The sequence below is a fragment of the Schaalia odontolytica genome, from assembly GCF_005696695.1.
GTDB lineage: Bacteria > Actinomycetota > Actinomycetes > Actinomycetales > Actinomycetaceae > Pauljensenia > Pauljensenia odontolytica_C.
Genome location: NZ_CP040006.1, coordinates 1,012,725 through 1,024,794, shown reverse-complemented (window position 1 = coordinate 1,024,794; position 12,070 = coordinate 1,012,725). Strand labels below are relative to the sequence as shown.

Sequence of the window (12,070 nt, the reverse complement as noted above, 5' to 3'; positions counted from 1 at the left end):
TCTGCACGCGCAAGGCCGGTTTCGCCCTGGGATAAGATGGATCCTATGACTGACACTGAGGTCCCCGCTCGCGTCGAGAACGAGTCCCCATCTCCCCACGCTGTCTTTGTCGACATCGACGGGACGCTGTGCGATTCTCGCCAGCGAATCCCAGAATCCGCGCTTGAGGCCCTGGCGCAGGTCAGGGAGGGCGGACACCGGCTCTTCGCGTGCACGGGCCGCTCTGCACCCGAGGTCTACCCGCGCTTTTGGGACGTCGGCTTCGAGGGTCTCGTCGGTGGCGCTGGAGGGTACGCATCCGTCGGAAAAGCGGTTCTCGTGGACGAGCGCATGCCTCGCGAACACGTCGATGTGTTGACCGCCCTATGGGAGGAACTCGACGCCTTCTACATCTGGCAGGGTCCCGACCAGATGGGACCCAGCGAGGGATACCTCGACTTCTTCGTTCCCCGGGCCGGCAAACACCCTGAGGACTGGATCGAATACGCCCAGTCGATCACTCCCTTTATCGTGGACATCAACAGCGGCGCATTCACCAAGGTCACAGCATACGTCCCGCCCGAAAAAGCCTCGATGGAACGCGTGACAGCAGCCCTACCGGACGGCTATCGCGCGATCATCGGCTCCGTGGGCGCTGCAGGCTACGTTCCCTTCGAGGTCGTTCCGGCCCATCTGTCGAAAGCAGTCGGCATCCGCGCCATCTGCGAACACGTCGGCATTCCGCTCTCTCATACGGTCGCGCTCGGCGACTCCAACAACGACGTCGAGGCCGTGGCAACGGCAGCGGTCGGCATCAGCATCGGGAACGGATGCCAGGCCCTCGTCGAGGTTGCGGACATCGTCGCCCCCTCCGTCTCCGAAGACGGCCTGGCATGGGCTCTGCGCACCGCCGGCCTGACGGCAGTCGAGCGCACGGGGGGCCAAGGCCTCCGCGATGCACGGTGAACGGGTCACTGCAGCGCTGGCTGCACCATCCCCTCACCCGTAACTCCGCCTTCATGCACCTGTGGGCGGGGCAAACCGCCGCACAGGTGGGCTTCCAGGTCGGTACGCTGGCCACCTCGGCCATCGCGATCACCGTGCTGCACGCGACCGAGACGCAGATCGGTCTCCTCTCGGGACTGCAAACCCTTGCTTTCCTCCTCGTCGGTCTACCGGCGGGCGCGTGGGTCGACGGATGGCGCAAGCGCCGCGTCATGATCACTGCGAATCTCGCGCGCATCGCGGCCCTCGTGTCCATCCCGATCGCCTACGTATTCTCCTCACTGGCGCTCACCCACCTCATGGTCGTCGCGGCGCTCCTGGGTCTATCCACCGTCTTCTTCGACGTCGCCTATCAGTCCTACGTTCCCATGATCGCCTCGAAGCGCTACATCGGGGCAGCCAACGGGAGACTCGAGGCGTCCTATCAGGTGGGACGCGCGGGTGGCCCGGGACTTGGCGGATGGCTCCTCGGAGTGATCGCCCCTCCCCTGGCTTACCTGCTGACAGCGTCCACCTACGTCTGCTCCACATGGGCCATCTGGCGCATACGCACCCCCGAGCCTCGTCCAGCCCACTCCGACGCGCCCCTTCGCTCTCAGATCGTCGAGGGGCTCTCTTTCGTACGCGGGCAGCGCCTCCTCTTCCCGCTCTTCTCCTGCATCGCGTGCGCCGCATTCGCCGGAGCGGGCGTTCAGGTCCTCCTGCCCATCCTCGTGTTACGCACCCTCGGCATGAGCGCGACACAGCTCGGCCTCCTCCTCAGCTCGGGCGCGATTGGTGGGATCCTCGGTGCGCTCACGCGACCTCTGTGGATCTCACGCCTGGGCATCGGGCGCTGCATCGTTTCGACCAATATCGCCGGCGTCGTCATTCTCGCGGTCCAGCCAGCCTCCGTGCACGTTCCCTCTGCAGCCGCGTGGATCATTGCTGCCGCCGGCGTCATCTCCTCCTACTTCTTGACGATCTACAACGTCACCCAGATGAGCCTGCGCCAGGAAATCTGTCCGCCCGACATGCTCGGTCGTATGAACGCGATCTTTCGCTTCGCGGTCTGGGGCGTCATGCCCCTCGGTTCATTCGTTGCCGGCATTGTTGCCGCCCACACCGGGATCGAGACTGCGATGTATCTGTTCACGGCACTCGCCGTCGCCGCGGGCATCGCGATGGCGTTCACTCCGGCTGCCCACATTCGAGGTTCCAGCGCTTCCCCGACGATCTCATAATGTGACGTGCTCGGTCGCTGCAAGTGTGCCCATTCGTGCGCGGTCGCGATACCATAAGTGTGAGGCAAACCGCAACGGTTTCGGTGACTGAGCCAAGGAGGACACCATGGACACCGCAACGACCCTCGTCGAGGCCCTGGGCGGCTGGGACAACATCTCCAATCTCGAGGCGTGCATTACGCGCATCCGCCTGGACGCAGCCAACACGGACCTCATCGACGAGGCCAAGCTGCGCGAAGCCGGAGCCTTCGACGTCGTCATCGTTGGCGACGCCGTGCAGGTCGTCATGGGCCCCGACTCCGAGGACCTCGTCGAGCAGATGAACGCGAGCCGGTGAGCTTTCTCGTCCGCGCACCCTTCGCTGCGCACGTGCTACCCCTGTCCGAGGTACCGGATCCCGTCTTCGCCAGTGGCGTCGTCGGGGATGGTCGCGCGCTCCTGCCGGACAATGACGTCACGTGCGTGACCGTTCACTCCCCCATTAACGGAGTGATCACCAAGCTCAAATCGCATGCCGCGATTATCACCTCGACGCGCGGGCCCTCGATCCTCATTCATCTGGGCATCGATACCGTCGGCTTGCGCGGCCGAGGCTTTGCTCCCCTCGTCGAGGAGGGCGACATCGTCGACGAGGGTACTCCCCTCATTCACTGGGATCTCGGCCCCGTCCGCGGGGCGGGGCTGTCCCCCTGCGTGCCAGTCATCGTCGTCAGCCCTCCCGGAGAGCCGGTCTCTCCCGAGTTCGATGAAGCACTGCCCACGGTGGGGGTTCTCGATCCGCTGTTTTCTCTTTCCGATGGTGACTGAGCCCCGACCGTATGCATGAACCCCGCGGCCCTTTTTCGGGTCGCGGGGTTCACTTGTTCAGCGTATTGGAGTCCCGTCAGCGGACGGTCCCGCGCAACAGCGCGAACAGAGAGGTTAGGCGCTCGTCCGTGGGCAGGTCCTCGATCGCAACTTCTTCCCCATCGGAATCGCACAGCGGCACGCACCAGTTCGGGTACTGGTCAGCACCCGTGCCCGGCATATTCTGCGGGCGCACATCCCCGACCGCATCCACGAGGGAGGCGACGACCAGCTTCGACGGGGTCTTCGCAACGTAGCGGTACAGGCCCTCAACGGTCTCGCGCTCGCTGGGCTCTGCGCCGTCGATGCAGCCGTACTCATGCAGTCGCGCGCCCACCTGTTCGAGTTCAAGGCGATCGCCCGCGCGCACTGTCTCGATGTCGTCCGTCAGCAGACCAAGCTCAGAACGCAGCGTCGTCTGGATGCCACGGATGTAGCCGAGCGTCGGCGGCAAGTCATGGATGTTGACTGCGGCCAGAGCGCGATCACGGTAGTGCTCGGGACGCAGCGGCCAGCCGCCCCCCTCCTTTTCGAACCACACAACGGAGGTGCCGAGGACGCCACGCTCGCGCAGGTAATCGCGCACCCACGGCTCCACGACTCCGAGATCCTCGCCGATGACGACGGCACCCGCACGCTGGGCCTCCAGCAGGATGACGCCCATCATGGCCTCGTGATCGTAGTACACGTAGGTACCTTCGGTGGCAGCGCAACCTTCCGGGATCCACCAGAGGCGGAACATACCCAGGATGTGGTCGATGCGCACCGCACCGGCGTTCGCCAGCGCAGCGCGGACCATGTCGCGCAGCGGCAGGTAACCCGACTCCGCGAGGCTACGCGGCGACCACGGCGGCTGCGACCAGTTCTGGCCCTGCTGGGAGTAGACGTCCGGCGGGGCGCCGACGCTCATGCCGGAGGCGAAGAGCTCCGGTCGGCTCCACTTTTCGGAACCGTAGCCGTGCACGCCGACTGCCAGATCAGCCATGATGCCGATCTCCATGCCGACCTCACGCGCCACGTGATGGGCATGCGCGAGCTGTTCGGCGGCAACCCACTGGCACCACTGGTAGAAGTCAACACGATCGGCCAGTTCGAGACGTTCCATCTCGACGCGAGGCGCAGACGAACGGGCAAGGTCCTCGGGCAGCTCGATCGTGCCCTCGCGCTCAACGAGAGCGCACCACAGCGCGTAGTTGGACAGCTCCGAACCGCCGCGCTCGATGAAGCGATCCAGCTGGCTCTGGCGATGGTAGGAACGCGGAGCGGCGAAGATGACCTCGAGTGCCTTGCGCTTGGCCTCCCACGAGCGATCGCGGTCGATCAGGTCCTCGCGGATGGCGAACTGGCGGGTCGAGTCGCGCAGCTGCTCGATGGCCGCGCGCGAAGCCTGGGGCAGGGAGGCGTACTCCTCGATACTCTCGGGACGAATGTAGATCGGGTTGAGCCAACGGCGCGACACCGGCAGGTAGGGAGAGTTCTCCAGCGGAGACACCGGCTGTGATGCGTGGACAGGGTTGATAAGCAGGAAATCTGCACCCTTGTCCGCACACACGGCAGCCAGGTCAGCCAGATCGGTGGCGTCACCGATGCCCCACGAGGAGGCCGAGCGCGTCGAGTACAGCTGAGCGTTGACACCCCACACGCGGCGCGAGGACTCCAGGAGCGGCAGGGACAGCGTGTTCGGCACGATGATGAGGGTCGCGGACTCCACGTGTCCGCCCTCGACAGTCGCCACGAGGCGGTGCCATCCGAGCGGCAGCCAGTGCGGCACGTCGAAGGTGGCGCGGCCGACGAGCTCGCCGTCGATCATGCGCGGAGGAACGTAGCGATCCACCTGATCGCACGAGCCCTTACGACCGTCCTCCAGCACCCACTGGACGTTCACCCACGAGCCGTCCGGCACGTGCACCGGGAACATGTAGCCGCCACCCTGGCGGGCGACGATCGTCGGAGGCAGGGTACGGCGCCATTCGCGCTCTTCGGTCAGGCGCAGAGCCTCGTGCACATCCCCCACCGTGGACGATTCGTCGAGGGGAAGTCCAAGAGCGCCCAGGACCTTCAGGAGGGTAGACGCACTCACGCCCACCCAATTCCCGTACCAATCCCAGAATCCGGTGGCTACGCCATTAGCATCGGCGATACGGCGCAGCTCATCGATGTTGTCAGATGCGGGTGCGTGAATATCCACAAAAAAGCCTTCTACGTTGCGGGCTGATGACACCTTTAATACTAGGCGTGGACGCGCTGCGACAAAGACTCCGCAGGCGTGTCATGGGCCACGCGTTCAAGGATTGAGATCATCGCAGCTGCCACATCGTCGGACTGAGCACCGCACACGATCTGAACAACGTCGCCGGAGCGCACGACGGCTAATACGCCATCCACGCGCAGCGCCGCCTCATCGACGTCTCGCTGAGATTTCACCTGAATACGGATTCGCATCGTGCAGGGTTCTACCTCGACGATATTGAGGTGTCCACCCAGCGCGTCGATGAGCGCTTGTTCAATCGCCATCGGAGCCCCTTTCGCGCCGTCGGAAGTTTGCGATTCGTATCACATAGTAGATGTGACCTGCGCAAAAGGCAAGTGGGATCCATAACACGAGCAATTCGCGGACAAACCACCGCTGACAGGAGTGCATCCCACGAAGCAGGGCTACAATCCAACGCTCTGTCAAACTATTGACTCAGACCGGCACACACGACGCGGTACCGCACACCGAATCCACCAATAGACACGATGAGGGGGAGGACCGCCAGGCCCTCCCCCTCATACGCTGCGAATCAGTCGCGCGTGAGCTTGCGGTGCGTCACACGGTGCGGGTTCGCGGCAGCCTCGCCCAGGCGGGCCACCTTGTTCTTCTCGTACGCCTCGAAGTTGCCCTCGAACCAGTACCAGTTGTCAGGCGCTTCCTCAGTACCCTCCCATGCGAGGATATGGGTGGCAACGCGGTCGAGGAACCAACGGTCGTGGGTGACGACGACGGCGCAGCCGGGGAACGCCAGGAGGGCGTTTTCCAGTGAACCAAGGGTCTCGACATCGAGGTCGTTGGTCGGCTCATCCAGCAGGAGGAGGTTGCCGCCCTGCTTGAGGGTGAGAGCCAGGTTCAGACGGTTGCGCTCGCCACCGGACAGGACGCCAGCCGGCTTCTGCTGATCCGGCCCCTTGAAGCCAAACGCGGAGACGTAGGCGCGCGAAGGCATTTCCACGTTGCCGACCTGAATGAAGTCCAGGCCGTCCGAGACGACCTCCCACAGGGTCTTGTCCGGGTCAATACCGGCGCGCGACTGGTCGACGTAGCTGATCTTGACGGTCTCGCCGATCGTCAGCTCGCCGCCGTCGAGAGGCTCGAGGCCGACGATCGTCTTGAACAGCGTGGTCTTACCAACGCCGTTCGGGCCGATGACGCCGACGATGCCGTTTCGCGGCAGCGAGAAGGACAGACCGTTGATGAGCGAGCGATCACCAAAGCCCTTTTGCAGGTCCTTCGCCTCGATGACGACGCTACCCAGGCGCGGGCCCGGCGGAATCTGGATTTCCTCGAAGTCGAGCTTGCGCGTGCGCTCGGCCTCGGCAGCCATCTCCTCGTAGCGGGCCAGACGGGCCTTCGACTTGGCCTGGCGGCCCTTCGCGTTAGAGCGAACCCACTCGAGTTCTTCCTTCAAACGCTTGGCCAGCTTGGCATCCTTCTGCCCCTGAACCTCGAGGCGCTTCTCCTTCGTCTCCAGGTAGGTGGAGTAGTTGCCCTCGTAGGGGTAGAGGTGGCCACGATCAACTTCGGCGATCCAGCCGGCGACATGGTCGAGGAAGTAACGGTCGTGGGTGACGGCAATGACCGCGCCCGGGTAGGACGCAAGGTGCTTCTCGAGCCAGAGCACGCTCTCGGCGTCGAGGTGGTTCGTGGGCTCGTCGAGCAGCAGCAGGTCGGGGGCCTCGATGAGGAGCTTGCACAGCGCCACGCGGCGGCGCTCACCGCCAGAGAGGACAGACACCGGCTGGTCCGGCGGCGGGCAGCGCAGCGCGTCCATCGCCTGATCGAGCTGAGAGTCGATGTCCCACGCGTTGGCGGCGTCGATCTCGGTCTGGAGCTTACCCATCTCCTCCATCAGGGCATCGAAGTCGGCGTCAGGATTCGCCATCTCTTCGGAGATCTCATTGAAGCGAGCGAGCTTGCCGAAGATATCAGCGGCACCGAGACGGACGTTCTCAATGACGGTCTTCGTCTCATCAAGAACGGGTTCCTGCATGAGGATGCCAACCGTGTAGCCGGGGGTCAGGCGAGCCTCGCCGTTGCTGGGCTCATCCAGGCCAGCCATGATCTTCAGGATCGAGGACTTACCGGCACCGTTCGGGCCGACCATACCGATCTTGGCGCCCGGGAAGAAGCTCATGGTGACATCGTCGAGGATGACCTTGTCACCGATGGCCTTGCGGGCCTTGATCATCTGATAAATAAACTCCGCCACGTTACTCCGTTCGGGTGGTTTGGGGCGCGCCCTCGCGCGCGTGTTCCTTCCTATGGTACCGACCCCGCACGGGCCAGTGAGCCACCCAGCGGGACGCAAGGCTCGGTGATCCTCATCTCAGCGCCTAGTGTCGGGATTTCTCGGCTCCCGCTCCTCACAAGGGTTCCGCGTTGGTTACGGATCCGTAGTGATTTGCCAGAAACTGTTCCAATTTTTTAAGAAACGCATGCGTAGGTTTGAGTTTTGAGACAAACTTTGAAGTACCTGGGGAGCACTATCTCCCCTGTCAAACACGCGAAAGGCCGGACAGGAGGTGGCATGGAGCGCGCAACACGCATCGTCATTGAGGGCGTTCACTCCCCCGTTTATCACGTGAGCGACACGTCCTCCACCCTCGATCTCGCAGCGTCCCTCCTCACCGACACGACGACCGCCACTCCCCACCTGACAACGATCATCGCCGATCGTCAAAGCGCAGGCCGTGGCCGCCTCGGGCGCACGTGGACAGCCCCGGATGGTCAGGCCCTCCTCGCCTCCACCATCGTCTCCCTCCCCACCTCATTCCCCACGGAGATGCTCGGCTGGCTCGTACACGCGTGCGCACTCTCCGTTCGCGACGCTCTGTCCCCCCGCCTGACGTCCATCGGACACACAGTCTCTCTCAAGTGGCCCAACGACGTACTCGTCGACGGAGCGCGCAAAATCTGCGGCATCCTCGCCCAACTCGCCCCGGCCTCGTCCCCTTTTACGACGAGCGCAATTCTCGGCTACGGCATCAACATCGGGCAGGACTCCGATCACCTCGCTACCCCGCAGGCCACCTCCCTGTACACCGAGGGCGACGCCGAGGCCGGAGCCGATCCCACCTCCGTCTCCCACACCCTGCTTGCCCAGATCCTCGCCGGACTCGACTCTCGCATCCGAGGCCTCGTCGCCCATGGAAACGCGCACGATTGCGGGCTGGCTGACGAGGCCGCGAACGCCCTGCCGCTTCTGGGGACGCGCATCGCGCTGGCGAAGCCGACGGATCCGAATGGTCACCCGGCGATGGAAGGCGTTGCTCTGGGGCTGAGCCCAACCGGCTCCCTCCTCGTGGCCACCGACGATGGCCGCACTCACGACATTAACGCCGGAGATGTCTTGGCAACCGGAATACCTCTGACAACCGTTCACGACACCAAGGAGAAGCGTGCGAACAATTAATCGAATCCTCGTCGCCAACCGTGGCGAAATCGCTCTGCGCGTGTGCCGCACGGCCACCGACATGGGCATTGCGACGATCGCGGTTTACGCCGATCAGGACATGGCGGCACCTCATACGCGCGAGGCCGACGAGGCCCTGTCCCTCGGTGGCGACGATGCGGCATCGACGTATCTGAACGGTGAGAAGATCCTGGCAATCGCTCTGGAGACGGGTGCGGATGCGATCCATCCCGGCTACGGATTCCTCTCGGAGAACTCCGAGTTCGCACGCGCTGTCGAGGATGCCGGTATCGCGTGGCTCGGCCCCGCGTCTTCCGTCATCGACGCGCTGGGCGACAAGATCAAGGCCCGTCGCGTCGCCGAGGCATGCGGCGTAGCTCCCGTCCCCGGTGTATCCGAGCCCGTGACCTCGCGCGAAGAGGTCGAGGCCTTCATCGCCTCCGCTGGTTACCCCGTGGTGCTCAAGCGCGCCGATGGCGGCGGCGGCCGAGGCATCAGCATCATCCGTTCTCAGGCCGACCTCGACCTGTTCTTCGCGCGTCACACGGACGCCGCCGACCTGGGCGCTCACTTCGTCGAGCGTTTTGTCGAGGTCGCCCGTCACGTCGAGACGCAGTCGGCCCGCGACTCGCACGGCAACTTCCACGTCATCTCGACCCGCGACTGCTCGGTGCAGCGTCGCAACCAGAAGCTGGTCGAGGAGGCTCCCGCCCCGTTCCTGCCCGAGGGCGCGCACGAGACGCTCGTGAACGCGTCACGCGCGCTGTTCGAGCACGTCGACTACGTGGGCGTGGGCACGGTGGAGTTCCTGCTCGAGCCCGACGGCAACATCTGGTTCCTCGAGGTCAACCCGCGTCTGCAGGTCGAGCACCCCGTGTCCGAAGAAGTCACGGGCATCGACCTGGTGCGCGAGCAGATTCGTATCGCGCAGGGCCTGCCGCTCACCACTCCCCCGGAGCCTCGCGGCCACTCCTTCGAGTTCCGCGTGACCTCCGAGGACCCGTCGAAGGACCTGACCCCCACGGCAGGCCGCCTCGATGAGGTGCACTGGCCCCTGGGTCCCGGCATCCGTCTAGAGCTGGGCATCGATCAGGGCGACTCCGTGCAGACCGCCTTCGATTCCATGATCGCCAAGATCATCGTCACCGGCGCGGATCGCGAGCAGGCGCTGGCGCGTTCGCGCCGCGCGCTGGCCGAGTTCTCGGTGCAGGGCGTGGCCACTCCGGTTCCCGTCTACCAGGACATCATCAACGATCCCGATTTCTGCGGTGTCGGCGGCTTCAACGTCTCCACGCGCTGGTTTGAGACGACGTTCATGCCCCAGCACGACTACTCGGACCTGGCTGTGCCCGCCGAGGCCTCGTCGACGGCCGACCTGCCGCGTCAGACGTACATCATCGAGCTGGATGGCCGCCGCGTATCTCTGACCCTGCCGGCCGGCATGTTCAACGCTCCGGCCGCCGCGGCACCTCGTCCGCCCCAGCCGCTGCGCTCGGCTCCGCGTCGCGCGGGTTCCTCCGCCGTTCAGGCTGGCCCTCACCAGGGCGCTCCCGGCGACATCGTCGCTCCCATGCAGGCCATCGTCGTTGCCCTGGCAGTGTCCGAGGGCGACCAGGTCGAGGAAGGCCAGCTCGTGGCCGTCCTTGAGGCCATGAAGATGGAAAAGCCGCTGCTGGCCCCGCGCGCGGGCACCGTCACGTCCCTGTCGATCAAGCAGGGCGACACCGTGACCGCCGGGACTCGCATCGCCCACATCGCCACTGAAGAGGAGGCACAATGAGCACCCCCAGCCCGCTCACGCGTGACGGGTTCATTCAGGCCCAGGACGCGATCGCTCAGGCCGCCGAGGAGAAGGCCGCCCAGCGCCAGCACGCGAAAAAGAAGCTGACGGCGCGCGAGCGTCTGTCTCTCTTCTTTGACGACGGCGTGTGGCACGAGGTCGGTCAGTTCATCGGTGGTTCTGTGCGCGAAGGTCGTATCGGTTCTGCTGTGGCCGCCGGCTTCGGTCGCGTGCAGGGCCGGATGGTCGCCGCCTACGCGCAGGACTTCTCGGTGCTCGGTGGCACCCTGGGCAAGGTCGAGGGCGACAAGATCGTCGACCTGATTGACCGCGGCATCCGCATGCGTATTCCGATCGTCGGTATCCAGGATTCGGGCGGCGCCCGCATCCAGGAGGGCGTCGTCGCACTCGCCCAGTATGGCCGCATCTTCAAGAAGACGTGCGAGGCCTCGGGCCTGGTTCCCCAGATTTCAATCATCCTGGGGCCCTGCGCCGGTGGCGCCGTGTACCAGCCGGCCCTCACCGACTTCATCGTCATGACGCGCGAGAACTCGCACATGTTCGTGACGGGCCCGGACGTCGTCGCGGCGACGACCGGTGAGAAGGTCACGCTCGACGAGCTCGGTGGCGCAGCGATTCACAACTTCCAGTCCGGCGTCGCCCACCACATGGCCGACACGGAGGAAGAGGCGATCGACTACGTGCGGTCCCTGCTGGACTACCTGCCCTCCTCGTGCGAGGTCGCTCCCCCCAAGTACGAATACATTCCCAATCCCGAGGACGAGGCCGCGGCCCGCGCGGTTGCCGACCTGGTGCCGACGTCGGTGCGTCAGCCCTACGACGTGCGTGACGTGGTGCGTTCGCTCGTCGACCACGGCGAGTACGTGGAGATTCAGGACCTGTTCGCCCCCAACGTGACGATCGGTTTCGCGTGCGTCGATGGCCAGTCGGTGGGCATCGTGGCAAACCAGCCAATGAACGATGCTGGCACGCTCGACGTGGATGCCTCGGAGAAGGCGGCCCGCTTCGTGCGTTTCTGCGACGCCTTCGGCCTGCCGATCGTCACCTTCGTGGACGTTCCCGGCTACCGTCCGGGCACCGAGCAGGAGCAGGCGGGCATCATCCGCCGCGGCGCGAAGGTGATCGTCGCCTACGCGAACGCGACCGTGCCGATGGTGACCGTCATCCTGCGTAAGGCCTACGGCGGCGCCTACATCGTGATGGGTTCGAAGTCGATCGGCGCGGACCTGGCGTTCGCGTGGCCCGACGCTCAGATCGCCGTCATGGGCGCTGAGGGCGCGGCGTCGATCATGTACCGCCGCGAGCTTGCTGCCGCCCGCGAGAACGGGACCTTCGAGGAGACGAAGGCCGAGCTTGTGGCCCGCTACGAGGAGGAGACCGTCAACCCCGAGGTCTCCGTGTCCTCGGGCCAGCTCGACGGCATCATCGCTCCCGCCGATACCCGCCAGACCATCATCGATTCCCTGCACCTGCTGGCCACGAAGGACCAGCGTGCACCCCACGTCAAGCGTCACGATAACGGCCCTCTGTGACCGGCGTCGTTTGAG

10 protein-coding genes are annotated in these 12,070 nt (G+C 64.9%); 7 read left to right on the top strand and 3 right to left on the bottom strand.

Annotated elements, in window-relative coordinates; all coding sequences use genetic code 11:
• The first annotated feature begins 45 nt into the window (after positions 1 to 45).
• From FBF35_RS04465 to FBF35_RS04450, 4 genes are all read left to right on the top strand, one after another.
• On the top strand, positions 46 to 945 hold the full coding sequence (locus FBF35_RS04465; protein ID WP_060567024.1) for an HAD hydrolase family protein: 900 nt from the start codon (positions 46 to 48) through the stop codon (positions 943 to 945).
• Positions 942 to 2,207 (top strand): MFS transporter, encoded by a 1,266-nt coding sequence (locus FBF35_RS04460; RefSeq protein ID WP_262337873.1) that lies wholly within the window; start codon positions 942 to 944, stop codon positions 2,205 to 2,207. The genes FBF35_RS04465 and FBF35_RS04460 overlap by 4 nt, the downstream gene beginning before the upstream one ends.
• A 106-nt stretch (positions 2,208 to 2,313) precedes the next feature.
• Positions 2,314 to 2,544 (top strand): PTS transporter subunit EIIB, encoded by a 231-nt coding sequence (locus FBF35_RS04455; RefSeq protein WP_034467839.1) that lies wholly within the window; start codon positions 2,314 to 2,316, stop codon positions 2,542 to 2,544.
• The gene (locus FBF35_RS04450) at positions 2,541 to 3,014 is read left to right on the top strand and encodes a PTS glucose transporter subunit IIA (RefSeq protein WP_060567022.1); all 474 of its coding nucleotides are present in this window, start codon (positions 2,541 to 2,543) and stop codon (positions 3,012 to 3,014) included. The genes FBF35_RS04455 and FBF35_RS04450 overlap by 4 nt, the downstream gene beginning before the upstream one ends.
• Before the next feature lie 76 nt (positions 3,015 to 3,090).
• Here FBF35_RS04450 and malQ read toward each other — a convergent pair whose 3' ends face one another.
• From malQ to ettA, 3 genes are all read right to left on the bottom strand, one after another.
• Positions 3,091 to 5,241, bottom strand: a complete 2,151-nt coding sequence (malQ, locus tag FBF35_RS04445) for a 4-alpha-glucanotransferase (RefSeq protein ID WP_060567020.1) — start codon at positions 5,239 to 5,241, stop codon at positions 3,091 to 3,093.
• Positions 5,242 to 5,282: 41 nt separating this feature from the next.
• Positions 5,283 to 5,567 carry a PTS transporter subunit EIIB gene (locus tag FBF35_RS04440; protein ID WP_060567018.1) on the bottom strand — a complete coding sequence of 95 codons (285 nt, stop codon included), beginning with the start codon at positions 5,565 to 5,567 and terminating at the stop codon, positions 5,283 to 5,285.
• A gap of 269 nt (positions 5,568 to 5,836) precedes the next feature.
• Positions 5,837 to 7,519, bottom strand: a complete 1,683-nt coding sequence (gene ettA, locus FBF35_RS04435) for an energy-dependent translational throttle protein EttA (RefSeq protein ID WP_060567015.1) — start codon at positions 7,517 to 7,519, stop codon at positions 5,837 to 5,839.
• 318 nt (positions 7,520 to 7,837) lie between these two features.
• Here ettA and FBF35_RS04430 point away from each other — a divergent pair, with 318 nt between their 5' ends.
• Genes FBF35_RS04430 through FBF35_RS04420 form a run of 3 tightly spaced genes read left to right on the top strand, consistent with a single transcriptional unit; the run spans position 7,838 to position 12,055 of the window.
• Positions 7,838 to 8,722, top strand: coding sequence for a biotin--[acetyl-CoA-carboxylase] ligase (locus FBF35_RS04430; RefSeq protein WP_060567013.1), 885 nt, complete (start codon positions 7,838 to 7,840; stop codon positions 8,720 to 8,722).
• Positions 8,709 to 10,502, top strand: a complete 1,794-nt coding sequence (locus tag FBF35_RS04425; RefSeq protein WP_138134108.1) for an acetyl/propionyl/methylcrotonyl-CoA carboxylase subunit alpha — start codon at positions 8,709 to 8,711, stop codon at positions 10,500 to 10,502. Before FBF35_RS04430 ends, FBF35_RS04425 begins: the two co-directional genes overlap by 14 nt.
• Positions 10,499 to 12,055: an acyl-CoA carboxylase subunit beta gene (locus FBF35_RS04420; protein WP_060567009.1), complete on the top strand. Its 1,557-nt coding sequence runs from the start codon at positions 10,499 to 10,501 to the stop codon at positions 12,053 to 12,055. The genes FBF35_RS04425 and FBF35_RS04420 overlap by 4 nt, the downstream gene beginning before the upstream one ends.
• Positions 12,056 to 12,070 lie beyond the last annotated feature (15 nt).